The organism is Salinarimonas soli (assembly GCF_008386575.1).
GTDB lineage: Bacteria > Pseudomonadota > Alphaproteobacteria > Rhizobiales > Beijerinckiaceae > Salinarimonas_A > Salinarimonas_A soli.
This window is the reverse complement of record NZ_VUOA01000036.1, coordinates 110,372-132,130: the sequence shown is the minus strand read 5'-3', so window position 1 is coordinate 132,130 and position 21,759 is coordinate 110,372. Positions and strand designations below refer to the sequence as shown.

Sequence of the window (21,759 nt, the reverse complement as noted above, 5' to 3'; positions counted from 1 at the left end):
GGAGAGGGGGGACGATGCTCAAAGCGTCTCGAGCAGGCTCGCCATCAGGCGCGCTCGGGGCACGAGCGACGACACCAGCCCATATTCCTGGAGCGTGTGGGCGCCGTCGCCGTCGATGCCGAGGCCGTCCAGCGTCGGGACGCCGAGGGCCGCCGTGAAGTTGCCGTCCGAGCCGCCCCCGGTGCGGGGCACGTCCTGGAGGTCGATGCCGAGATCGGCGGCGAGCGCCCGGGCGCGCTCGAACAGGGCCGCCACCTCGGGCGTGCGCTCGTAGGGCGGCCGGTTCATGCCGCCCGTCACGGTCACCTTGAAGTCCGGGTCGGTGGCCTTGAGCCCCAGCATCCAGGCCTGGAGCTCTGCCCCGTCGGCGACGCTCGCGACCCGGATGTCCACCGAGAAGCGGCAGAATTGCGGGATCGTGTTCATGGCCGTGCCGCCGCTGATCAGGCCCACCGAGGTGGTGACGCCGCGCGGATAGTCGGTGAGCCCCTCGATGGTGAGGATCTGCCGGGCCGCCTCGCGGATGGCGTTGCGCCCGTCCGCGTGCCGCGAGCCCGAATGGGCCGGCCGTCCCTCCACCGTCACGTCGAAGCGCCCGACGCCCTTGCGCGAGGTGACGATCTTGCCGCCGTCGCGCGCCGGCTCCGTGACGAGCACGGCCCCGGCGCCCTGCCCCAGATCCTCGATGAGGGTGCGGGTCGTGGGGCTGCCGATCTCCTCGTCCGGGGTGAGCAGGAAGACCAGCGGCCGGCGGGCCGTTCCGGCCCGGGCGACCTCCTTGAACGCCATGAGGGCGAGATAGGCGCCGCCCTTCATGTCGTAGGAGCCCGGCCCGTAGAGGCGGTCGCCCTCGATCCGCACGGGCAGGTCGCGCTCCAGCGTGCCGATGGGGTGAACCGTATCGAGATGGGAGAGCACGAGGATCGGCTTCTCGTTCGAGACCGGCCCGGCGCGCAGCACGAGCGTGTCGCCCAGGCCCTCGCGGCCGGGAAGCCGCTCCACCTCGACGGGCGCGTCGGCCACCGCGGCCGCGGCGACGTCCATCATCCTGTTCACGCCCTCGGCCGAATGCGTCGGGCTCTCGATGGAGATCCAGGCCGACAGGCCCTCGACCATCCGTGTCTCGGTGGCAGCCGCGTCCGCGAAGGCGCGAAGGGCGGAATGGGGCTGGGTCATGGGCTTAAGACCGGCTCTCTCACGGGAAAGGGCGGGTCTTAATGGAAACGGGCTCGGACGCGAAGGGGAAAACGGCCGCTGGCCGGTTCAGCCCTCCGACGCGGTGAACGGCGCATGACGGACGCCGCCAGGCCCGAACGGAAAAGGGCGGGCCGCCGCGTCCCCGCAGCGCCCGCCCCCTTCGCCAGCGCCCCGTCGCGGGGCGCCCGCAATCCCTAGAACGGGATGTCGTCATCGAGGTCGTTGAAGCGGCTTCCGCCGCCTCCGCTCGCAGCCGCCGGTGCCGGGCGGCGCTCCGGCTGGCGGGAGCGGCCGCCGCCCGAGCCGCCGCCGAAATCGTCGCCGCCGCCGCGGGAGAACCCGCCGCCTTCCTCGTCGGCACCCTCGGACGCGCCGCCGCCGCGGCTGTCGAGGATCGTGAGCTCACCCCGGAAGCGCTGGAGCACGATCTCGGTGGAGTAGCGCTCCTGGCCCTGCTGGTCCTGCCACTTCCGGGTCTGGAGCTGGCCCTCGATATAGACCTTGGAGCCCTTGCGCAGGTACTGCTCGGCGACCTTCGACAGGTTCTCGTTGAAGATCACCACCGAGTGCCACTCGGTCTTCTCCTTGCGCTCGCCGGACGCCTTGTCCCGCCACGTCTCGGAGGTCGCGATCCGCAGGTTCACCACCGGATCGCCGTTCCCGGTCCGCCGCACCTCGGGGTCCTTGCCCAGGTTGCCGACCAGGATCACCTTGTTCACGCTGCCCGCCATGGAGCACTCCATCATCACTAGCTCCCGCCCGTTTTGACCCGCCGGGGGTCCGTTCACAAGCCGGGAGACCGCTGCATCACTCTCCTGTCCCCGTTATTCAGTGGCGGGGCCATCACCGACCGTTCTAGCTTTGTTCCAGCGTCGCGGCAAGCGGAAACTGCCGCTCCAGCGGGCTCGCGAGGCCGACAGGCGAGCCCCCGACCGGGATCACGGGATCCTTGGATCAAGGTACCCTCCGCGCGCGATCCTCATGCCTGCCAAGGGATGCGGCAGAACACGGATTGCTGCCGTACCCGTTTCGTTCTAAGCACAAATCCGACGCGACGCCCCGTCCCGTTGGATTCGGGCGAGGGCGCGTTATCTAAGGCGATCCCCAGCCACCCGGACCAAGATTCCGGGTGCGACGAGCCCGAGGGCCATGGCCGACATCGACCACCTCTTCGACCGCGCGAAAGCCGGCGATCCCCACGCCCGCGTGATCACGATCCGCGGCGCCCGCGAGCACAACCTCAAAAACGTGGATCTCATGATCCCGCGCGACGCCCTCGTGGTGTTCACGGGGCTGTCGGGCTCGGGCAAGAGCTCGCTCGCCTTCGACACGATCTATGCCGAGGGGCAGCGGCGCTACGTGGAATCGCTGTCGGCCTATGCCCGGCAGTTCCTGGAGATGATGTCGAAGCCGGACGTCGACCAGATCGACGGTCTGTCGCCCGCCATCTCCATCGAGCAGAAGACCACCTCCAAGAACCCGCGCTCCACGGTGGGCACGGTGACGGAGATCTACGACTACATGCGCCTGCTCTGGGCGCGGGTCGGGATCCCCTACTCGCCCGCCACCGGCCTGCCCATCGAGAGCCAGACGGTGAGCCAGATGGTCGACCGGGTGCTGGCGCTGCCGGAGAAGACCCGCCTCTTCCTGCTCGCCCCCGTGGTGCGCGGCCGCAAGGGCGAGTATCGCAAGGAGCTGGCCGAGTTCCAGAAGAAGGGCTTCCAGCGCGTTAGGATCGACGGCGAGTTCTACGAGATCGCCGACGCGCCGGCCCTCGACAAGAAATACAAGCACGACATCGACGTGGTGGTGGACCGCATCGTGGTGCGGCCCGATATGGCCTCGCGGCTCGCGGACTCGTTCGAGACTGCCTTGGAGCTCGCCGACGGCATCGCCGTGATCGAGTATGCCGACGAGACGGAAGCGGACGGCAAGCCCAAGCGCACCCTCTTCTCGCAGCGTTTCGCCTGCCCCGAATCCGGATTCACGATCTCCGAGATCGAGCCGCGGCTGTTTTCGTTCAACAACCCCTTCGGCGCCTGCCCCACCTGCAGCGGCATCGGCCACGAGGCGAAGGTCGATCCCGTCCTCGTGGTGCCCGACGAGGGCCAGACCCTGAAGGGCGGCGCCATCGCGCCCTGGGCGAAGTCCACCTCGCCCTATTACGCCCAGACCCTTGAGGCGATCGCGCGCCATTACAAGACGCGCACCACCCTCCCCTGGCGCGACCTCCCCGAGGAGGTCCGCCGGGTGATTCTCTACGGGTCCAAGGAGCCGATCCGCTACGCCTACGACGACGGGATGCGCTCCTACGAGGTGAAGAAGCCCTTCGAGGGCGTCATCACCAACCTGGAGCGGCGCTACCGCGAGACGGAGAGCGACTGGTCGCGCGAGGAGATCTCGCGCTACATGAGCGACGTGCCCTGCTCGGCCTGCGGCGGCGCCCGCCTCAAGCCCGAGGCGCTCGCCGTGAAGATCGCCGGCGCCCATATCGGCGTCGCGACCGCGCTCTCCGTGCGCGACGCCCATGCCTGGTTCGGCGCCCTGCCCGAGCAGCTGAACGCTCAGCAGAACGAGATCGCCGTCCGGATCCTGAAAGAGATCCGCGACCGCCTCACCTTCCTCGTCGATGTGGGCCTCGAATATCTCACGCTTGCCCGCGCCTCGGGCACCCTGTCGGGCGGCGAGAGCCAGCGCATCCGGCTCGCCTCGCAGATCGGCTCCGGCCTCACGGGCGTGCTCTACGTTCTCGACGAGCCCTCCATCGGCCTGCACCAGCGCGACAACGAGCGGCTGCTCGGCACCCTCAAGCGCCTGCGCGATCTCGGCAACACGGTCATCGTGGTCGAGCACGACGAGGACGCGATCCGCCAGGCCGACTACGTGGTCGATATCGGCCCTGGCGCCGGCATCCACGGCGGTGAGGTCATCGCCAAGGGCACGCCCGAGGAGGTGATGGCGAACCCCGCCTCGCTCACCGGCAACTATCTCACCGGCCGACGCGGCGTGCTGGCGCCGAAGTCGCGGCGCAAGGGCGCGAAGGGCAAGCGGATCAAGGTCGTCGGCGCGCGGGGCAACAATCTCAAGGACGTGACGGCGGAGATCCCGCTCGGCACCTTCACCTGCATCTCCGGCGTCTCGGGCGGCGGCAAGTCGACCCTCGTCATCGACACGCTCTACAAGGCCGTGGCGCGCAAGCTCAACGGTGCCATGGAGCACCCGGCGCCGCACGACCGGATCGAGGGCCTGGAGCATCTCGACAAGGTCATCGACATCGACCAGTCGCCCATCGGCCGCACGCCGCGCTCCAACCCCGCCACCTATATCGGCGCCTTCACGCCGATCCGGGAATGGTTCGCGGGGCTGCCGGAGGCCAAGGCCCGGGGCTACCAGCCCGGCCGCTTCTCCTTCAACGTGAAGGGCGGGCGCTGCGAGGCCTGCCAGGGCGACGGCGTCATCAAGATCGAGATGCACTTCCTGCCCGACGTCTACGTCACCTGCGACGTCTGCAAGGGCAAGCGCTACGACCGCGAGACGCTGGAGGTGAAGTACCGCGACAAGTCCATCGCCGATGTGCTTGACATGACGGTGGAAGAGGCCCGCGAGCTCTTCAAGGCCGTGCCCTCCATCCGCGAGAAGATGGAGACGCTCTGCCGGGTGGGCCTCGGCTACATCCATGTCGGCCAGCAGGCCAACACGCTGTCGGGCGGCGAGGCGCAACGGGTGAAGCTCTCCAAGGAGCTGTCACGGCGCGCCACCGGCCGCACCCTCTATATCCTCGACGAGCCTACCACCGGCCTCCACTTTCACGACGTGGCGAAGCTCCTGGAGGTGCTGCACGAGCTCGTCGACCAGGGCAACTCGGTCGTCGTGATCGAGCACAACCTCGAGGTCATCAAGACCGCCGACTGGGTCCTCGACCTCGGCCCCGAGGGCGGCGACGGTGGCGGGCGCATCGTGGCTGAAGGAACGCCGGAGCAGATCGCGAAGACAGAGGCGAGCCACACCGGGCGCTTCCTGCGCGAGGTGCTGGCGCGGCGGCCGGCGGGTGGGGAGCAGCGGGAGGCGGCGGAGTAGGGTCACACCGCTGGGAACATCGTGCGGCTACGCCGCGCTTTCCTGTGCTCGATCCCGATCGGCGGCGCGCTTCGCGCAGCTTGTCCGGGAAAGTGGGCGTGGAGGACGGTTTGACGGTCTCAAGATGCTCAACGGCCGTCTCCCCGGGTAATTCCTGCGTAAGCGGGATGCAGATCCAGGATTCAGCGCAAAAGACCGGCCGCGTAGCAGCGCGGCTTTTTCGCAGCGCTTCGATGTGATCCCGAGGCGCCCGACCGCGTTGATCCGAGCCACTATCTCGGATTCCCTATGCCCGTCCCCACCGACGTCACCTACCCTCCCCTCGACACCCTCAAGCCCGTCGCGCCCGATGTCTGGATCGTCGACTCAGGTCCCATCCGCCCCGGGCGCCTGGCGCTCCCTGTCCGGATGACCGTGATCCGCTTTCCCGACGGGTCCGTGTGGCTGCATTCGCCGACGCGCTGGGACGGCAAGCTGCAGCAGGAGATCGCGGCGCTGGGGCCGATCCATTTCTTCGTCGCGCCGAACGTGGCGCATTGGACGTACCTCAAGGACTGGCAGGCGCAGGTGCCGGGCGCGTCGACCTTCGCGGCGCCGGGCCTGCGGGAGCGGCCGCAGGTGAAGGCGTCGGGGGTGCGGCTCGATCATGATCTCGGCGATGCCGCGCCCGAGCGCTGGCGCGACGTGATCGAGCAGGTGCTCGTGCCGGCGGCGTTCGGCTTCCGCGAGGTGGCGTTCTTCCACAGGCTGAGCCGCACGCTCGTCCTCACCGACCTCGTCCAGAGCCTGGAGCCCGACACCCTGCCCCTGACCACGCGCCTCTTCGCCAGGGCGACGGGCGTCGCGGCGCCGAATGCGGGGCCGCCGGCCTATCTGCGGCTCGCCCTGCGCCTCGGGGGCGCCCCGACCCGAGCGGCCGTCGAGCGCCTGCACGCGCTCGCGCCGGAGCGGGTGATCTTCGCGCATGGCGGCTGGTTCGAGAGGGACGGCGCGCAGGCGCTGCGCAAGGCGCTGCCCTGACGCGGATGTCATGTGCGAACGCACACGGACGCTCGTTCGGAATTGTGGCCGCCCCACTTGCCGATTGAGTCGCCTTTGGCGCAAATAATGGCGAGCGCGTCAGGGATCCGTTCATCTGCCACCGTCTATACGGCAGCAGACGACTGCTTGCCCCAAGGTCATCGACATCTTGACGCCGTCGACCTGCCAACGAAGCGTGAAGAAACCGTGACTGCCCGATTGCTGGACCTGCATGCCTGCCATGCCGGCGCATGGGTGCCCCCAACGGTCGCGCTCGCTTATATGAACCTCGCTGCCGCGGATGTCCGCGGCCCCTGGAGTATCCTTCCATGTTCGTCACCATGATCCTGTCGCGGGTGCGCGCCTACATGCGCTACCGCGAGACCGTCCGCGAGCTCTCCCGCCTGTCCGACCACGAGCTCAGCGACATCGGGCTTGCCCGCTCCGAGATCGACGCCATCGCCCGCGCCGGCTGATCGCATCCCTCTCGACGACCCTGCCGACGCCCGCCTCCCGGCGGGCGTTCGCATGTTCGGGCCGCCTGAACGGTGTACCCTGCCGCGCTTGACCCCATGCCTGGGAACGCGCAAGGAACGGGATCACCCGATCACAGGATCAAAGGCCCATGACCCCCATCCACGTCGTCGGCGGCGGCCTCGCCGGTTCGGAAGCCGCCTGGCAGATCGCGCAAGCCGGCGTCCCCGTGGTGCTGCACGAGATGCGCCCGGTGCGGATGACCGAGGCCCACAAGTCGCAGGGGCTCGCGGAGCTCGTCTGCTCCAACTCCTTCCGCTCGGACGACGCCAACCTCAACGCGGTCGGCCTGCTGCACCAGGAGATGCGGCGGCTGGGTTCGCTCATCATGGCGTCCGGCGACCGGCATCAGGTGCCCGCGGGCGGCGCGCTCGCCGTGGACCGCGACGGCTTCTCCGACGCCGTGACGGCCGCGCTCGAAGCGCACCCCCTCATCAGCATCGACCGCGGCGAGGTGGCGGGCCTGCCGCCCGAGGCATGGGACAGCGTCATCCTGGCGACCGGCCCCCTCACCTCCCCGGCCCTGGCGCAGGCGATCCTCGATCTCACGGGCGAGACCTCGCTCGCCTTCTTCGACGCGATCGCGCCCATCGTCCACCGCGAGTCCATCGATATGGACCAGGCCTGGTTCCAGTCGCGCTACGACAAGGCGGGCCCGGGCGGCACGGGGGCCGACTACATCAACTGCCCCCTCGATCGGGATCAGTACGAGGGCTTCATCGACGCGCTGATCGCGGGCGAGAAGACCTCGTTCAAGGAATGGGAGGCGAACACCCCGTATTTCGACGGCTGCCTGCCCATCGAGGTCATGGCCGAGCGCGGGCGCGAGACCCTGCGGCACGGCCCCATGAAGCCCGTGGGACTCACCAACCCGCACCGGCCCGAGAAGCCCTATGCCGTGGTGCAGCTGCGCCAGGACAACGCGCTCGGCACCCTGTTCAACATGGTGGGCTTCCAGACCAAGCTGAAATACGGCGCGCAGAGCGCGATCTTCCGGATGATCCCGGGGCTCCAGAGTGCGGAGTTCGCGCGGCTCGGCGGCCTGCACCGGAACACCTATCTCAACTCGCCGAAGCTCCTCGACCCGACCCTGCGTCTCAAGGCCCAGCCGCGCCTGCGCTTCGCGGGGCAGATCACCGGGTGCGAGGGCTATGTGGAGAGCGCCGCCGTAGGCCTCATGGCGGGCCGCTTCGCCGCCGCCGAGCGCCTGGGGCATCCCTTGCGCCCCCTGCCCCACACCACCGCCATGGGCGCGCTCATCAACCACATCACGGGCGGCCACATCGAGACTATCGACGAGGGCCCGCGCTCCTTCCAGCCCATGAACGTGAATTTCGGCCTGTTCCCTCCACTGGAGCGCGCCCCGAAGAGCCCGGACGGCAAGCGGCTGCGCGGGGCGGAGAAGACGCGGGCCAAGAAGCAGGCCTTGACCGACCGGGCGCGGGCGGATCTCGCCGACTGGCTTGGCGAGAGCGCCGTGCAGGTCGCGGCGGAGTAAGTCGCGCTTCCCCTCTCCCCTGGGAGAGTGGTTCAGCGCGTGATCCGCTTCGCCCCGCGCCACAGAAGCCATTGGCGCCGCCAGGGGGCGAGCTCGACGGCGGTTCGGAACGGGTCGTAGTCCCGGCGGTCCATGAGGTCGAGATAGGCCGGGACCAGGACGGCGGGGAGGAAGGCCGGGGCGATCGTCGCCGGGATGGGCGTCTCGAACGCCTCCCGGTGATGCCGCCGGGCGAGCGTCCGGAGCTCGGCCAGCGCCGCATTCACCCCTGGACCGCCCTGCCCTGCCGTGACGATCTCGCGGCTCACGCCGTGGCGCGCCAGGACGTCGCTCGGCACGAAGACCTGCCCGCGCGCCGCGTGCCAGGCGAAGGCGCGCAGCAGCCCTGCGAGCGCATAGGCCACGCCCGCATGCCCCGCTGCCGCGGCGAAGCCCGGGTCCTCCCCGTCCGCCAGGACGAGGCTGGCGAGGCGGATCAGGACCGAGGAGGTCTCGCCGCAATACCCCTCCAGATCGTTCACGTCCGGCATAGGGTCGTCGTAGAGGTCGAACACGCGCGCATCGACGAGCGCCGTCAGCGCCTCGCGGGGCAGACGGAAGCGCACGACGGTGGCAAGCAGCGCCGCCGCTACCGGATTGGCTGCCACCTCGCCGTGCCCCTGCCCGTCGAGAGCGTCGCGCCACCATTGCAGACGAATCTCGCCCGGCAGCGGCGCGCTCACCGATTCGCGCACGCGCGCCACCTCATGGGAGAAGGCGTAGAGCGCGAACAGGTAGGGGCGCTTGTCGGCGGGTGCGAAGAGCGCGGCGAAGTAGCGGTCGCGGTCGTGCTCGCGCACGAGCGCCTCGCAATGAGCGAAGGCGGCCGTCTCCTCCGGGCTCATTCGACCGCGATCAGGGCTGCCGCCACCCGGCGGTTCTCGTTGAGCAGGACGTTGAGGGTGCGCGCGGCGGCGCCCGTCTGCATGGCTTCGATCCGAAGCCCGGACCCGCGCAGGCGCTCCACGACGCCCGGCGAGAGCCGCACGAGGTCCTTGCCCACGCCCACGAGAAGGAGCTCGATGGCCGCGGCCTCGGCGAGCACCGGCTCGAGGCTTCTGAGCGTGATGTCGGCGGGCTGCGTCGCCTCCCAGGCGCGGATGCCGGAGGGCAGGACCAGGATCGAGCCGCGATGCGACATGTCGGCGAAGCGGAAGCCGCCATTGCCATAGGCATCGATCTGGTGGCGCCCCGGCAGGTAGCCGTCATGAAGCCGGCTCTCAGCCATGGCTCACTCCGCGGCCTGGGGCGTCTTGCCCGGCGCCGCCACGGCGTCGGCCGAGGGGGTTGTGCGCAGGCCGAGATAGATCAGCATCGGGGCCGCGATGAACACGGATGAATAGGTGCCGACGACGAGGCCGAACAGCATCGCGTAGGCGAAGCCCTTGATCACCTCGCTGCCGAAGATGGCGAGCGCGATGAGGGCCAGGAAGGTGGTGACACCTGTGAGGATCGTGCGCGACAGCGTCTGGTTCACCGCGAGATCGATCAGCTCGTAGATCGTCATGCGCTTGTACTTGCGCAGGGTCTCGCGGATGCGGTCGTAGACCACCACCGTGTCATTGAGCGAGTAGCCCAGGATGGTGAGGATCGCCGCGATCGACGTCATGTCGAACTCGATCTGCGTGATCGCGAAGAAGCCGATCGTGAGCACGAGGTCGTGGAGGGTCGCGACCACGGCACCCACGGCGAACTGCCACTCGAACCGGAACCAGAGATAGACGAGCACGCTGAGGATCGCGAGAACGACGCCGAGCGTCCCCGACTGCACCAGCTCCCCCGAGACGCGCGGGCCCACCACCTCGACGCGTCGGAACTCGTAGTCGCGCTCGAAGGACTCGCGCAGACGGCCTACGACACCCTGCTGGGCCTGATCGCCCCCGGGCTGGAGCTCGACGCGCAGCGACGCGTCGCGGCCGCCGCCGAACTCCTGGACCTCGATGCCGCCGAGACCAAGGGCAGTGGCTCGCTCACGGATGTCGGCGACGTTCACCTGACCCTGGCGGGCCTGGAGTTCGACGAGGGTGCCGCCCTTGAAGTCGATGCCGAAGTTCATCCCCCACGCGAAGAACAGGGCAACGGCGAGGATCGACAGCAGGGCCGAGAACGGGAAGGCGAACAGGCGCCCCCGCATGAAGCCGAAGCCGGTCTCCTCGGGAATGTAGCGGACGAGCCACATGGTTCAGGCTCTCCTTAGATTGCGAGGCGCTTGGGCCGGGCGACCTTGAACCAGGTCGCGACCATCAGGCGCGTGAGCGTATAGGCGGTGAAGATCGTGGTGATGATGCCGAGCGACAGGGTCACGGCAAAGCCCTTCACCGGGCCGGTGCCCAGGAAGAACAGAACCGCGCCGGCGATCAGCGTCGTGAGGTTCGCGTCGATGATCGTGGTGAGCGCCCGCGCGAAGCCTGCGTCGAGCGCCGACGCTGCCGATCGACCGACGCGCCCCTCCTCGCGGATGCGCTCGTAGATCAGCACGTTCGAGTCCACGGCCATGCCGACCGTCAGCACGATCCCGGCGATGCCCGGGAGCGTCAGCGTCGCGCCCAGGGCCGAGAGGAGCGCGAAGATCAGGACGATGTTGGCAAGAAGCGCCACGGTCGCGATCACGCCGAAGAAGCCGTAGGCGGCGATCATGAAGGCGACGACGAGCAGGAAGCCGATGATCGAGGCGACGGCGCCGGCGCGGATCGAGTCCGCCCCGAGGCCTGGGCCCACGGTGCGTTCCTCAACGATCGTGAGCTTCGCCGGCAGCGCGCCCGCGCGCAGCAGGATCGCGAGGTTATTGGCCTGCTCCACCGTGAACCGGCCGGAAATTTGGCCGGAGCCGCCGGTGATCGGCGTCTGGATGCGCGGCGCCGAGATCACCTCCTGGTCGAGGACGATGGCGAGCGGGCGGCCGACATTCTCCGTGGTGGCCTGGCCGAAGCGCTGCGCGCCGCGCAGGTTGAAACGGAAGGTGACGATGGGCTCGTTGGTGCGCTGGTCGAAGCCGGGCTGGGAATCGGTGAGGTCCTCGCCGCCGACGATCACCCGGCGCTCCACGGGCACGCGCTGCCCGCCCGCGTCACGGGAGGGGAGCTGGTCGACGTCGCCCGAGGCGTTGTCGGCGAGCATGCGGAACTCGAGCTTCGCGGTCTGGCCGAGAATGTCCTTCAGGCGCTGCGGGTCCTGAAGGCCGGGCACCTGGACGAGGATGCGGTCAGCGCCCTGGCGCTGGATGTTGGGCTCGGTGGTGCCGAGCGCGTCGACGCGGCGGCGGATGACCTCGATGGCCTGCTCGGCGGCACGGCGCACCCGGTCGGTGACGCCTTCCGGCGTGAAGGTGAGCTGGATCAGCCCGTCCGGCGTGTCGGTCACGTCGAGGTTACGCACGCCGGTCTGGCCCAGCACCGGACTGCTCAGGGGCTGCGACAGCTCGCGAAGGCGGGGTAGCAGGCGACCGCGGTCCTCAGCGTCCGCGACGCGCAGCTGCACGCCGCGGTTCACGATCTGGATGCCGCCTTGAAGCGAGGCCCGCGTCTCGCGCAGGATGCGGCGAACGTCGTCGCGCAGCTGGGTCACCTGCGAGCGGATGAGGTCATTCACGTCGACCTCGAGCAGGACATGCGAGCCGCCCTGCAGGTCGAGGCCCAGGGTGACGGCCTGGGTCGGCACCCAGCTCGGCAGGGCCGAGCGCAGCAAGGCGCGCTGGTCGGCGCTGAGCAGGTTCGGGAGCGCGACGACGACGCCGAGCAGGATCGCTGCCAGGATGGCGATGACCTTCGGTGTGGAAAAACGGAGCATTCAGGCCATCACCTTGGCGAAGCGGGCTGAAAGGACGGCGGCGGTCAGGCCTTGACCGGCTCGCCTTTGGTGCGGACGTCGGAGATCATCGCGCGAACGAGACGGACGCGGACGTTGTCGGCGATCTCGACCTCGAGCTCGTTGTCGTCCACGACCTTCGAGACACGGCCCACGATCCCGCCCGTGGTCACCACGGTGTCCCCGCGCCGCACGTTCTTGATCATCTCCTGGTGCTCCTTCACCCGGCGCTGCTGGGGCCGGATGATGAGGAACCACATGATGATGAAGATGAGCACGAAGGGGACGATCTGGATGAAGATGTCCGTCCCACCGGCACCGGTGAGGCCTTGCGCGAAAGCGGGCGTGATCAAGCGGGACTCCATGACTGGCCGGACGCTTGGGCGGGGGTGAAGGGCCCGCCGCGCCGGATGCGGTCCCTCGGCAGGGTTGACGAAAGCGCGCGGACTATAGCGACGCACCCCGCGAAATCAAATCGCGGCCGCGCCGCGTCATGGACCGGCTTCTGCTTTCCAGCTAAGGAGCCGACCGCCGGTTTCAACCCTCCCCGGCCCCGAGGCCGCACCGATGCAAGACCAAGCCGCCCCAGACGCCCTCCTGCCGCTCCTCACGCGGATCGCCGATGCCCTCGACCGGCTCGCTCCGCCGGCGCGCCTCGACCTGGACATCGCGGCAGCGGACGCCTTCGTCTGGCAGGCGGCGCAGCGGCGGCTCGCCCCGGTGCCGCGGGTCAACCGCGTGGAGATCGAGCTTCTGCGGGGCATCGACCGGGTGCGCGACATCCTCCTCGACAACACGGACCGATTCGCCCGCGGCCTTCCGGCGAACAACGCGCTCCTCTGGGGCGCGCGGGGCATGGGCAAGTCCTCGCTCGTGAAAGCGGTGCACGCCTCCTCCAACGCGGCGCGCGGGTCCGGCGAGCGGCCGCTAAAGCTCGTCGAGATCCACCGCGAGGACATCGAGACCCTACCGGACCTCATGGGAATCGCCCGCGCGGATCCGCACCGCTTCATCCTGTTCTGCGACGATCTCTCCTTCGACGCCGACGACACCTCCTACAAGAGCCTGAAGGCGGTGCTGGAGGGCGGCATTGAGGGGCGGCCGGACAACGTGGTGTTCTACGCCACCTCCAACCGCCGCCATCTCCTGCCCCGGGACATGATGGAGAACGAGCGCTCCACGGCGATCAACCCCGGCGAGGCGGTGGAGGAGAAGGTCTCGCTCTCGGACCGGTTCGGCCTCTGGCTCGGCTTCCACAAGTGCAGCCAGGACGAATATCTGGAGATGGTCTTCGCCTACGCGGAGCATCTCGGGCTCCGGCACGAGGCGGACGCGATCCGCGCCGAGGCGCTCGAATGGGCGACCACCCGCGGCGCCCGCTCGGGCCGCACGGCCTGGCAATACATCCAGGATCTCGCGGGCCGGCTGGAGGTGCGGATCGCTTGATCTCCGCTCCCCCTGCAGGCAGGGGCTGGGGTGGAGGTCGAAAAGTTGGAGCGGCGGATCGATCGGGAGGGCTCCACGGCGCTACAGGCCATGCTTTCACCCGTCAGCCCAGCGGAACCACCCGCACCCCTAACCCCTCCCCGCAAGGGGGAGGGGAAAAGGCGGTCGCTCAGTTGCTCAGGTAGGGCACCGGATCGACCGGGGTCGAGCCCTTGCGGATCTCGAAGTGGAGCTGGGGCGAGTTCACGTTGCCGCTCTGGCCCGACTTCGCCACCACCTGGCCGCGCTTGACCTTGTCGCCACGCTTCACGGCGAGCTCGCCGTTATGGGCGTAGGCCGACACGTAACCGTTGTCGTGGCGGATCAGGACAAGGTTGCCGTAGCCCTTCAGCTCGCTGCCCGAATAGGCCACCGTGCCGCTCTCGGCCGCGCGGACCGGCGTGCCCTCGGGCACCGAGATGTTCACGCCCTCGTTGCCGCCGTTGCCGAAGCCGGAGATCACCCGGCCGCGGGCCGGCCAGCGGAAGTCGAGATCCGTGCTCGGGTTCGCCGGCAGGCTCGCCGTCTGGGCCGGATCGGGCCGGGCAGGCTGAGGCGCCGGAGCGGGCGCGGGCTGCTGGGCGGGGATCGAGGAGACCGGGGGCGTGCCGAGGGAGGCGACGCGCTCGGGCTTGGGCTGCACGGGCGCCGGCGCGGGCGCCTCGGCCGTCTTGGGCGCAACGGTCTTGGCGGGTTCGGCCGCCTTGGGCTCGGGCTTCTTCACCTCGGCCACCTTCGGCTCCGGCTTCTTCGCCTCGGCACGCTTCGGCTCGGGCCTTGGCTCAGGCTTGGGCTCGGCCTTGAGCTTGGGCTCGCTCTTCGGCTCGGGCTTGGCCTGGGCCGCCTTGACGGGAGCCGCCTTCACGGCGGGAGCGGGCTTCGCCTCGGCGCGCGCCGGAGCCTTGACGGGCTCGGGGGCGCGCTTCGGCTCGGACGCCGGGGTCGCGGCCGGGCGGGCGCCCTGGACGAGGCGCATCTGCGGCTGGGCTGCGGGCGCCGCGGGCTGGCGGGCGGGAGCGCTCGCCACGGCGGGGGCGCCGACCGCGTTGAACACGGGGATCACGACCGTGCGGCCCGGGGTGAGCTGCGAGGCCGTCGAGAGGCCGTTCGCCTGCAAGATCGCCGCCGCGGGCACGTTGTAGCGGGTCGAGAGCGCCTGCAGCGTGTCGCCGGCGCCGACCGTGACGGCCGAGCCGCCCTGGGGCGTCCAGCCGGCCGGGCCGGTGGCGGCGACGGCGCGGGGCGCGACCGGCACGGCGGCCGGAGCCGCCGGCGGCTGGTTGTAGCCAGCCGACGCCATAGGCGCCGCGAGCGGCTGCGAGGTCACCGGAGCGGTCGGAACCGCCGGCGAGGGCATCGCCGCCACGGCGTTGCGCTCAGGCAGGCTCCCCGTCGCCGAGGGCTCCGACGCCTGGCCGCCGCCGATCGAAAACGGGTTGGAGAAGGGATTGGACGCCAGCCGGGTGGAGTCCGTGCTGCAGGCTGCGGCCAGCCCGGAGACGAGGCCCACCATGGCCAGACGAGGAAGGGCGGAACGGCATTCGAGACCGAGGCGAAAACGCATCGACGCACCCACAGCAAGACGAATTCAGTGGGATTATTTATGCGGCGTTCAGGTTAAGGAGCCGTTTCGTCCGCACGCGCAATCGTAAAACTCACGCAGATTTCGTGGCCCCGCCCAGCGCGATGGGGCTGATGCGCAGCGACGCCCCGGAGCCGTGCGCCAGCGCCCCGTCGGGGCCGCGCGACAGGGTCGTGAGGCGCGGAAACCCGTCCCGCGCGACGGCGCCGACGAGGCGCCCTCCGGCGACGAGCCGCGAGGTGAGCGACGGCGGCAGCGCCTCGAGCGAGCCGTTGACGAGGATGCGCGTGAAGCGCTCGTTCGGCGCGGGCTCCAGCCCGTCGCCGATCTCGCAGACGATGCGATGGCCGAAATCGAGCGCCGTGAGGCGGGCCGCCGCGCTCTCCGCGAGCGGCGCGTAGCGCTCCACGGTCTTCACCCGCGCGCCCATCTGCGCCATGAGCCCGCTCACGTAGCCGGAGCCCGTGCCGATCTCCAGCACCTGGTCCCCGGGGCGGACCTCGAGGGCGACCAGCATGGCGGCGACCACGCTCGGCGCCGTCATGGTCTGCCCGTAATCGAGGGGGAGCGCGATGTCGGTGCGGGCGAGGTCGGCGAAGCGGCGGGGGGCGAAGAAATCGCGGGGGACCCGCTCCATGGCGCCGAGCACCGCGAGGTTGCGGACCCCACGCGAGCGCAGGCTCATCACGAAGGCCGCGTCCCGCTCGGCTCTCGCCGGCGGCTCGCCCGCCCTGGATCCGTCCCCGCCGAGCACGCCCCCACCTCCCGCGACCACGAGGCGCGCCGAACGCCCGCCGGGATGGTCAGGCGAAGGCTTGCACGTAACGAGTTAACGTCGGCTCATCGGTCATGTCGAGCCTGAGCGGCGTGACGCTGATTCGCTTGTTTTTCAGCGCCCACAGATCCGTGCCGTGGCCCGGGTCCATGGGCCCACGCGTGAAGGCGATCCAGAAATATGGATTGCCGCGGCCGTCCTCGCGCTCCTCGAGCCGCAGGAACTCCTGATTGCGCTGGCCCTGGTTGACCACGGCCGTGCCGGCCACGTCGGCGGGCTCGCAATCGGGGAAGTTGATGTTGACGAGGATCCCGCGCGGGATCCCCGCCTCCAGAGTCTTGCGGACCAGGGCGGGGCCGTGCTCCTCGGCGCAGTGCCACTTGATCGCCTTGCGGCCCGCCGCGCCATAGCCTTGGCTCAGCGCGATCGAGGGCACACCGAGCATGGTGCCCTCGATGGCCGCCGCGATGGTGCCCGAATAGCTCACGTCCTCGGCGACGTTCTGCCCGCGATTGACCCCCGACAGGATGAGATCCGGGCGCGCGTCGCGCATCACGTGGCGGATTGCCATGATCACGCAATCGGTCGGCGTGCCCTTCACCGCATAGTGTTTGTCGCCCACCTCGCGCAGGCGCAGCGGATCGCTCAAGGAGAGGGAATGCGAGACGCCGCTCTGGTCGGTCTCGGGCGCCACGATCCAGACGTCGTCCGACAGGGCGCGGGCGATCCGCTCCAGGGATTTGAGGCCCGCCGCGTTGATGCCGTCGTCGTTCGTGCACAGGATCCGCATCTCAGGCCGCCTTCTCGATCCGGGTGAGCCCGCCCATATAGGGCACGAGGGCGGCGGGCACCGTCACGCTGCCGTCCGGGTTCTGGTAGTTCTCCAGAACCGCGATGAGCGCGCGGCCCACCGCGATCCCCGAGCCGTTGAGGGTGTGGACGAAGCGGGGGCTCTTGGCGTCCTTCGCCCGGTAGCGGGCGTTCATGCGCCGGGCCTGGAAGTCGCCGCAGACCGAGCAGGACGAGATCTCGCGATAGGCCCCCTGCCCCGGCAGCCAGACCTCGATGTCGTAGGTTTTGCGCGACGAGAAGCCCATGTCGCCCGTGCAGAGCGTCATCGTGCGGAACGGCAGGTCGAGGCGCTTCAGCACGGCCTCGGCGCAGGAGAGCATGCGCTCGTGCTCGTCCTCCGAGGTCTCGGGCGTGGTGATCGAGACGAGCTCGCATTTCTGGAACTGGTGCTGGCGCAGCATGCCGCGGGTGTCGCGGCCGGCGGAGCCTGCCTCCGAGCGGAAGCAGGGGGTCAGCGCGGTGAAGCGAAGCGGCAGCTCCTCCTCGCCCGCGATCGCCTCGCGCACGAGGTTGGTGAGGCTCACCTCCGCCGTCGACGTCAGCCAGAACCCGTCGGTGGTGCGAAACAGATCCTCCTCGAACTTCGGCAGCTGGGCGACACCGAACACGGCGGCATCGCGCACCAGCACCGGCGGCGCCACCTCCGTGTAGCCGTGCTCGGTCGTGTGCAGGTCCAGCATGAACTGGCCAAGCGCCCGCTCCAGGCGCGCGAGCCCCCCTTTCAGCACCACGAAGCGAGAGCCCGACAGCTTCGCCGCCGCCTCAAAGTCCATGAGGCCCATGGCCTCGCCGAGCTCGAAATGCTGGCGCGCGCCCGCGATCTCCTTCGGCGTGCCGACGCGGTGACGCTCGACGTTGCCATGCTCGTCGGCGCCCACCGGCACGTCGGGCTTCGGGATGTTCGGGATCTCGGCGAGCCTGTCCTCCAGCGCCTTCGACGCCTCGCGCTCGGCGGCCTCCAGCTGCGGCACGCGCTCCTTCAGCGCGGCGACCTCCGCCATCAGCTCCGCAGCACGCGCCTCGTCCTTGCGCGCCTTGGCCTGGCCCACCTCCTTGGAGAGGCTGTTGCGCCGCTCCAGGGCGGCCTGGAGTTCGCCGACGACGCTCTTACGGCGGTCGTCGAGTGCGACGAGACCCGCCGCCAGCGGCTCCAGCCCGCGGCTCCTCAGGCCCTGGTCGAACGCATCGGGCTCGTCGCGGATGAGGCGGATGTCGTGCATGGCGCTTCACTCGTGCTCAGGGCCCCGGGCCCGGACCGCGGGTTGCGTCGTAGTGACATGCCGCCGCGAGGGCAAGGGGAAAGGCGGACGGCGCGGAGGCCGAGCGCCCACGGAGCGGCTCCGCGCATCCTCGGGCTTAGCCGCCCTAGTCGTCGATGCCCAGCGCCTTGCGCGCGGCTGCCTGCTGGCGCTCGACCATCTGCACCGCGACGATCGAGATCTCGTAGAGGAGGAGCGTCGGCACGGCGAGGGTGAACTGGCTGATCACGTCGGGCGGGGTGAGGACCGCGGCGGCGATGAACACCAGCACGATGGCGTAGCGCCGCTTCTCCTTCAGGAAGCCCGAATCGATGATCCCGGCGCGCGCCAGAAGGGTGAGGATCACCGGGAGTTGGAAGCAGATCCCGAAGGCGAAGATCAGCGTCATGATGAGCGAGAGATACTCGCTCACCTTCGGCAGGAACTGGATGGTCGGCTCGCCCTCGACCGCAAGCTGCTGCATGCCCACCGAGAACCGCATCAGGAGCGGCATGGCGAGGAAGTAGACGACCATGGCCCCGATGGTGAACAGGACCGGGGTGGCGACGAGATAGGGCAGGAACGCCGCCCGCTCGTTCTTGTAGAGCCCCGGCGCGACGAACTTGTAGATCTGCGTCGCGATCACGGGAAAGGCGAGGAAGCCCGCGCCGAAGGCCGCCACCTGGAGCTGGGTGTAGAGGAACTCCAGCCCGTGCGTGTAGACCATCTGCGCCTTTTCGGGGCTGCCGACGGCAAGCACGTAGGGCCAGACCAGGATGTTGTAGATGGGCCGGGCCATCGTGAAGCAGGCGAAGAACATGATCACGAAGGCGACGAGCGCCTTGATCAGCCGCTGGCGCAGCTCGATCAGGTGATCGATGAGGGGCGCGCGCGAGGCCTCGACCTCGTCCTCCACGACGGCGCTCATGCCTTGGCCCTCCGGGGCTCGGCGCCCGGCACGGGCTCGGCGAGGGGGCCGGCCTCGACCGGCGGCGTGGGGGCGAAGTCACGCGCGAGATCGAGGGGCGGCGCTTCAGGCAGGGGCACGTCGACGGAGGGCGCGGGCGCCGCGGCGGAGTCGACGTTGGCGGCGGGCGGCGGCGTCACGCCCGTGCCCGTGAAGGCCGCGTTGTCGGTCGCCGCAGCGATCGCGGCAGGGCTGGTCCCCGCTTCCGGGGCGGTCTCGGCGGCCTTCTTGGTGTCGGCGAGAGGATCGTAGCCGGACACGGTCCGGTTCAGGTCGTTGAGGTCCTTGCGGACGGACTCCATGTCCGCCTCCCGCATGGCCTCTTGGAACTGGCCCTGGAACTCGCCCGCCATGCGGCGAACCTTGCCGACCATGTTGCCGACCGCTCGCAGGGTTCTGGGCAGGTCCTTGGGGCCGATCACGATCAGCGCAACGCCGCCGATGATCAGCATCTCGCCCCAGCTCATGTCGAACATGGCCTGCCCCGCCGGCTACTTACATCACATGGTCGCGGGGGGAGCCCCCCGGCGACGTCTCAGCCGGCCTTGCGCTCGCCGACGGGCGTGGTCTCGACGACCGGGGTCGTCGTGGTCACCGTCTGGTGGTCGATGGTGCGGACCGGCTCGGCGGGCGTGGTGACGGGGGTCGCGACCGTAGTGGTGTGCGTGGTCGTGGCGGTCGGGGTCTCGTCCTCGGCCATGCCCTTCTTGAAGGCTTTGATGCCCTTGGCGACGTCGCCCATCATCTCGGACACCTTGCCGCGGCCGAAGAGCAGCATGACGATCACGCCGACGACGAGCCAATGCCAAATGCTTGCGCCACCCATGGGGTCCTCCAGGGCACCGGTCCGGCCGGCGCCGTTTATCTGAAACTCGCCGAGAACCTAGGGGGCGGACGCGGCGAAAACAAGGACCTCGTTCGAATCGACGTCGACGCCCACGTCCGCGCCCTCGTCGGGCCGGAAGCTCTCCCGGGTCCGCGCCTGGAGCGGCCGGTCGAGCCCCTGCACTGCGACATGGACGAGATCGACCTCCCCGAGGAACCGGCGCGAGACCACGCGTCCGGGGAGGCAGAAGCCCGGCGCACGCAGGCGCACGCCCTGCGGCCTGAGGCACACGACCGCGGCAGCGCCCTCCTCCAGCCCCGGCGCCGGGAAGATGCCGATGGGCGTCGAGACGCGCCCGTTCCGGCACACGCCCTCCACCTCGTTGAAGTCGCAGAAGAACCGGGCCGCGAAGAGGTCGACCGGGCGGCGGTAGAGGTCCTCCGCCGGGCCCTCCTGCACCACCTGGCCCGCCCGCATGAGCACAATGCGGTCCGCGATGCGCATCGCCTCCTCCGGATCGTGGGTCACCACGATCGTGGTGGCGCCCGTCTCGCGCAAGATCGCCACGGTTTCGTCGCGCACGGCATCGCGCAGGCGCCGGTCGAGGTTGGAGAAGGGCTCGTCCATGAGCAGGACGCCGGGCCGGGGCGCAATGGAGCGGGCGAGCGCCACCCGCTGCTGCTCTCCCCCCGACAGCATGTGCGGGTAGTCGGCGGCGTAGCGCTCCAGGCCCACCCGCGAGAGCGCCCGGCGCGCCGCGATCTCGGCGTCGCCCGCGGCCAGGCTTCGCAGGCCGAAGGTCACGTTCTCCAGGATCGTGAGATGCGGGAAGAGCGCGTAGTCCTGGAACATGAGGCCGACGCCCCGGCGCTCGGGCGGCAGGAAGATCCCCTCCCCGCTCACCACCCGTCCGTCGAGCCTGACCTGCCCGGCCGCCGGCTGCTCGACGCCCGCCGCGATGCGAAGAAGCGTCGTCTTGCCGCAACCGGAATGGCCAAGAAGGCAGACGAGCTCGCCCGGCGCGATGGCGAGCGTCACGCCGTCGAGCGCCCGGACGGGACCATAGGTCTGGACGACGCCCTCGAAGGCGAGCTCGGCTGGGATCGAGGCGCCCGCCGTCCCGCGCTGGCCGAAGCGCGGCAGGCGCAGGCGATCGCGAAACGGCGCCGCGGGGCCCCTGCTCATGGCTCGTCCTCGCCCTCGGGATCGAGCGGCGCGAAGAGATCCGGATCCTCCAAGGGCTCCTCGTCGTCACGCAAGGTCGTGTCGTCGGAGGGCAGCGGCACCAGGACGCCTGCTGGCAGGCGGCCCTCGATGAAGCCCGTCGCCTTGAGCTCGTCGAGGCCCGGCAGATCGCCGATCGAGTCGAGCCCGAAATGATCGAGGAAGGCCGGCGTCGTGCCGTAGGTCACGGGCCGTCCGGGTGCGCGGCGGCGCCCCCGCAGGCGCACCCACCCCGTCTCGAGCAGGGTGTCGAGGGTGCCCTTCGCGGTCGAGACGCCGCGGATATCCTCGATCTCGGCGCGGGTGACGGGCTGGTGATAGGCCACGATGGCGAGGGTCTCCAGGGCGGCGCGGGACAGGCGCCTGGGCTCGGTCTTCTCCCTTTGCAGCACATAGGCGAGGTCGGGCGCGGTGCGAAAGGCCCATCCGCCCCCGACCCGCACGAGATTGACGCCGCGCCCGGCATAGAAGCGGGCGAGATCGCGCAGCACGGTCTCGGCGCTGGTCCCCGCGGGCAGCCGGGCGGCGAGCGCGGCCGTCGGCACGGGCTCGACGGCGGCGAACAGCATCGCCTCCGCGATCCGGGCCGCGTCGGCCCGCTCGCGGGCGGCCTCCAGGTCGGCGTTGATCCCCGCCGCGAT

At 70.0% G+C, this 21,759-nt stretch carries 21 protein-coding genes; 5 read left to right on the top strand and 16 right to left on the bottom strand.

The window, feature by feature from the left end; translation table 11 throughout:
* Nucleotides 1–18: 18 nt before the first annotated feature.
* Both F0L46_RS20430 and F0L46_RS20425 read right to left on the bottom strand, forming a co-directional pair.
* A complete protein-coding gene (locus F0L46_RS20430; RefSeq protein ID WP_240540079.1) occupies nt 19–1,176 on the bottom strand; it encodes a M20 family metallopeptidase in 1,158 nt (385 codons plus the stop codon).
* Nucleotides 1,177–1,391: 215 nt separating this feature from the next.
* Nucleotides 1,392–1,928, bottom strand: a complete 537-nt coding sequence (locus F0L46_RS20425; RefSeq protein ID WP_149821057.1) for a single-stranded DNA-binding protein — start codon at nt 1,926–1,928, stop codon at nt 1,392–1,394.
* Between the two features lie 418 nt (nt 1,929–2,346).
* On the opposite strand from F0L46_RS20425, the gene uvrA reads away from it, so the two are divergent.
* The 4 genes from uvrA to trmFO all read left to right on the top strand — a co-directional run bounded on the left by uvrA (nt 2,347) and on the right by trmFO (nt 8,326).
* Nucleotides 2,347–5,274 (top strand): excinuclease ABC subunit UvrA, encoded by a 2,928-nt coding sequence (gene uvrA, locus F0L46_RS20420; protein WP_149821011.1) that lies wholly within the window; start codon nt 2,347–2,349, stop codon nt 5,272–5,274.
* Nucleotides 5,275–5,562: 288 nt separating this feature from the next.
* Nucleotides 5,563–6,294, top strand: a complete 732-nt coding sequence (locus F0L46_RS20415) for a DUF4336 domain-containing protein (protein WP_149821009.1) — start codon at nt 5,563–5,565, stop codon at nt 6,292–6,294.
* A gap of 329 nt (nt 6,295–6,623) precedes the next feature.
* Nucleotides 6,624–6,770 carry a DUF1127 domain-containing protein gene (locus tag F0L46_RS20410; RefSeq protein ID WP_149821007.1) on the top strand — a complete coding sequence of 49 codons (147 nt, stop codon included), beginning with the start codon at nt 6,624–6,626 and terminating at the stop codon, nt 6,768–6,770.
* A gap of 149 nt (nt 6,771–6,919) precedes the next feature.
* Entirely contained in the window at nt 6,920–8,326 is a 1,407-nt protein-coding gene (gene trmFO / locus F0L46_RS20405; RefSeq protein WP_149821005.1) for a methylenetetrahydrofolate--tRNA-(uracil(54)-C(5))-methyltransferase (FADH(2)-oxidizing) TrmFO, read from the top strand.
* A 32-nt stretch (nt 8,327–8,358) separates the two neighbouring features.
* On the opposite strand, the gene F0L46_RS20400 is transcribed toward trmFO, so the two are convergent.
* Genes F0L46_RS20400 through yajC form a run of 5 tightly spaced genes read right to left on the bottom strand, consistent with a single transcriptional unit; the run spans nt 8,359 to nt 12,522 of the window.
* Nucleotides 8,359–9,210 carry a phytoene/squalene synthase family protein gene (locus tag F0L46_RS20400; protein ID WP_149821003.1) on the bottom strand — a complete coding sequence of 284 codons (852 nt, stop codon included), beginning with the start codon at nt 9,208–9,210 and terminating at the stop codon, nt 8,359–8,361.
* A complete protein-coding gene (locus tag F0L46_RS20395) occupies nt 9,207–9,593 on the bottom strand; it encodes an Mth938-like domain-containing protein (protein WP_149821002.1) in 387 nt (128 codons plus the stop codon). Before F0L46_RS20395 ends, F0L46_RS20400 begins: the two co-directional genes overlap by 4 nt.
* Before the next feature lie 3 nt (nt 9,594–9,596).
* Nucleotides 9,597–10,544 carry a protein translocase subunit SecF gene (gene secF / locus F0L46_RS20390; RefSeq protein WP_149821000.1) on the bottom strand — a complete coding sequence of 316 codons (948 nt, stop codon included), beginning with the start codon at nt 10,542–10,544 and terminating at the stop codon, nt 9,597–9,599.
* A gap of 14 nt (nt 10,545–10,558) precedes the next feature.
* Nucleotides 10,559–12,151, bottom strand: a complete 1,593-nt coding sequence (gene secD / locus F0L46_RS20385; RefSeq protein ID WP_149820998.1) for a protein translocase subunit SecD — start codon at nt 12,149–12,151, stop codon at nt 10,559–10,561.
* A 44-nt stretch (nt 12,152–12,195) separates the two neighbouring features.
* Nucleotides 12,196–12,522 (bottom strand): preprotein translocase subunit YajC, encoded by a 327-nt coding sequence (yajC, locus tag F0L46_RS20380; protein ID WP_149820996.1) that lies wholly within the window; start codon nt 12,520–12,522, stop codon nt 12,196–12,198.
* 214 nt (nt 12,523–12,736) lie between these two features.
* Here yajC and F0L46_RS20375 point away from each other — a divergent pair, with 214 nt between their 5' ends.
* Nucleotides 12,737–13,615 (top strand): ATP-binding protein, encoded by an 879-nt coding sequence (locus tag F0L46_RS20375; RefSeq protein WP_149820994.1) that lies wholly within the window; start codon nt 12,737–12,739, stop codon nt 13,613–13,615.
* A gap of 169 nt (nt 13,616–13,784) precedes the next feature.
* On the opposite strand, the gene F0L46_RS20370 is transcribed toward F0L46_RS20375, so the two are convergent.
* The 9 genes from F0L46_RS20370 to scpB form a co-directional block, all read right to left on the bottom strand.
* The gene (locus F0L46_RS20370; RefSeq protein WP_149820992.1) at nt 13,785–15,218 is read right to left on the bottom strand and encodes a peptidoglycan DD-metalloendopeptidase family protein; all 1,434 of its coding nucleotides are present in this window, start codon (nt 15,216–15,218) and stop codon (nt 13,785–13,787) included.
* A gap of 91 nt (nt 15,219–15,309) precedes the next feature.
* Entirely contained in the window at nt 15,310–15,990 is a 681-nt protein-coding gene (locus F0L46_RS20365; RefSeq protein WP_240540078.1) for a protein-L-isoaspartate O-methyltransferase family protein, read from the bottom strand.
* Between the two features lie 49 nt (nt 15,991–16,039).
* Nucleotides 16,040–16,801 (bottom strand): 5'/3'-nucleotidase SurE, encoded by a 762-nt coding sequence (surE, locus tag F0L46_RS20360; RefSeq protein WP_149820990.1) that lies wholly within the window; start codon nt 16,799–16,801, stop codon nt 16,040–16,042.
* 1 nt (nt 16,802) lies between these two features.
* Nucleotides 16,803–18,083 carry a serine--tRNA ligase gene (gene serS, locus F0L46_RS20355; protein ID WP_149820988.1) on the bottom strand — a complete coding sequence of 427 codons (1,281 nt, stop codon included), beginning with the start codon at nt 18,081–18,083 and terminating at the stop codon, nt 16,803–16,805.
* Nucleotides 18,084–18,228: 145 nt separating this feature from the next.
* Nucleotides 18,229–19,029, bottom strand: coding sequence for a twin-arginine translocase subunit TatC (gene tatC, locus F0L46_RS20350; protein ID WP_149820986.1), 801 nt, complete (start codon nt 19,027–19,029; stop codon nt 18,229–18,231).
* A complete protein-coding gene (gene tatB / locus F0L46_RS20345; RefSeq protein ID WP_149820984.1) occupies nt 19,026–19,544 on the bottom strand; it encodes a Sec-independent protein translocase protein TatB in 519 nt (172 codons plus the stop codon). Before tatB ends, tatC begins: the two co-directional genes overlap by 4 nt.
* A gap of 59 nt (nt 19,545–19,603) precedes the next feature.
* Nucleotides 19,604–19,894, bottom strand: coding sequence for a twin-arginine translocase TatA/TatE family subunit (locus tag F0L46_RS20340; RefSeq protein ID WP_149820982.1), 291 nt, complete (start codon nt 19,892–19,894; stop codon nt 19,604–19,606).
* Between the two features lie 57 nt (nt 19,895–19,951).
* On the bottom strand, nt 19,952–21,079 hold the full coding sequence (locus F0L46_RS20335) for an ABC transporter ATP-binding protein (RefSeq protein WP_149820980.1): 1,128 nt from the start codon (nt 21,077–21,079) through the stop codon (nt 19,952–19,954).
* The gene (scpB, locus tag F0L46_RS20330; protein WP_276315613.1) at nt 21,076–21,759 is read right to left on the bottom strand and encodes an SMC-Scp complex subunit ScpB; all 684 of its coding nucleotides are present in this window, start codon (nt 21,757–21,759) and stop codon (nt 21,076–21,078) included. Before scpB ends, F0L46_RS20335 begins: the two co-directional genes overlap by 4 nt.

What these genes read in the sequence shown, in the direction of transcription:
- F0L46_RS20395 (WP_149821002.1), bottom strand. Translation starts at nt 9,593, where the DNA reads ATGGCTGAGAGCCGGCTTCATGACGGCTACCTGCCGGGGCGCCACCAG.
- secF (WP_149821000.1), bottom strand. Translation starts at nt 10,544, where the DNA reads ATGTGGCTCGTCCGCTACATTCCCGAGGAGACCGGCTTCGGCTTCATG.
- F0L46_RS20370 (WP_149820992.1), bottom strand. Translation starts at nt 15,218, where the DNA reads ATGCGTTTTCGCCTCGGTCTCGAATGCCGTTCCGCCCTTCCTCGTCTG.
- F0L46_RS20430 (WP_240540079.1), bottom strand. Translation starts at nt 1,176, where the DNA reads ATGACCCAGCCCCATTCCGCCCTTCGCGCCTTCGCGGACGCGGCTGCC.
- F0L46_RS20415 (WP_149821009.1), top strand. Translation starts at nt 5,563, where the DNA reads ATGCCCGTCCCCACCGACGTCACCTACCCTCCCCTCGACACCCTCAAG.
- uvrA (WP_149821011.1), top strand. Translation starts at nt 2,347, where the DNA reads ATGGCCGACATCGACCACCTCTTCGACCGCGCGAAAGCCGGCGATCCC.
- secD (WP_149820998.1), bottom strand. Translation starts at nt 12,151, where the DNA reads ATGCTCCGTTTTTCCACACCGAAGGTCATCGCCATCCTGGCAGCGATC.
- tatC (WP_149820986.1), bottom strand. Translation starts at nt 19,029, where the DNA reads ATGAGCGCCGTCGTGGAGGACGAGGTCGAGGCCTCGCGCGCGCCCCTC.
- serS (WP_149820988.1), bottom strand. Translation starts at nt 18,083, where the DNA reads ATGCACGACATCCGCCTCATCCGCGACGAGCCCGATGCGTTCGACCAG.
- trmFO (WP_149821005.1), top strand. Translation starts at nt 6,920, where the DNA reads ATGACCCCCATCCACGTCGTCGGCGGCGGCCTCGCCGGTTCGGAAGCC.
- surE (WP_149820990.1), bottom strand. Translation starts at nt 16,801, where the DNA reads ATGCGGATCCTGTGCACGAACGACGACGGCATCAACGCGGCGGGCCTC.
- F0L46_RS20340 (WP_149820982.1), bottom strand. Translation starts at nt 19,894, where the DNA reads ATGGGTGGCGCAAGCATTTGGCATTGGCTCGTCGTCGGCGTGATCGTC.
- F0L46_RS20425 (WP_149821057.1), bottom strand. Translation starts at nt 1,928, where the DNA reads ATGGCGGGCAGCGTGAACAAGGTGATCCTGGTCGGCAACCTGGGCAAG.
- F0L46_RS20400 (WP_149821003.1), bottom strand. Translation starts at nt 9,210, where the DNA reads ATGAGCCCGGAGGAGACGGCCGCCTTCGCTCATTGCGAGGCGCTCGTG.
- F0L46_RS20375 (WP_149820994.1), top strand. Translation starts at nt 12,737, where the DNA reads ATGCAAGACCAAGCCGCCCCAGACGCCCTCCTGCCGCTCCTCACGCGG.
- tatB (WP_149820984.1), bottom strand. Translation starts at nt 19,544, where the DNA reads ATGTTCGACATGAGCTGGGGCGAGATGCTGATCATCGGCGGCGTTGCG.
- F0L46_RS20335 (WP_149820980.1), bottom strand. Translation starts at nt 21,079, where the DNA reads ATGAGCAGGGGCCCCGCGGCGCCGTTTCGCGATCGCCTGCGCCTGCCG.
- F0L46_RS20410 (WP_149821007.1), top strand. Translation starts at nt 6,624, where the DNA reads ATGTTCGTCACCATGATCCTGTCGCGGGTGCGCGCCTACATGCGCTAC.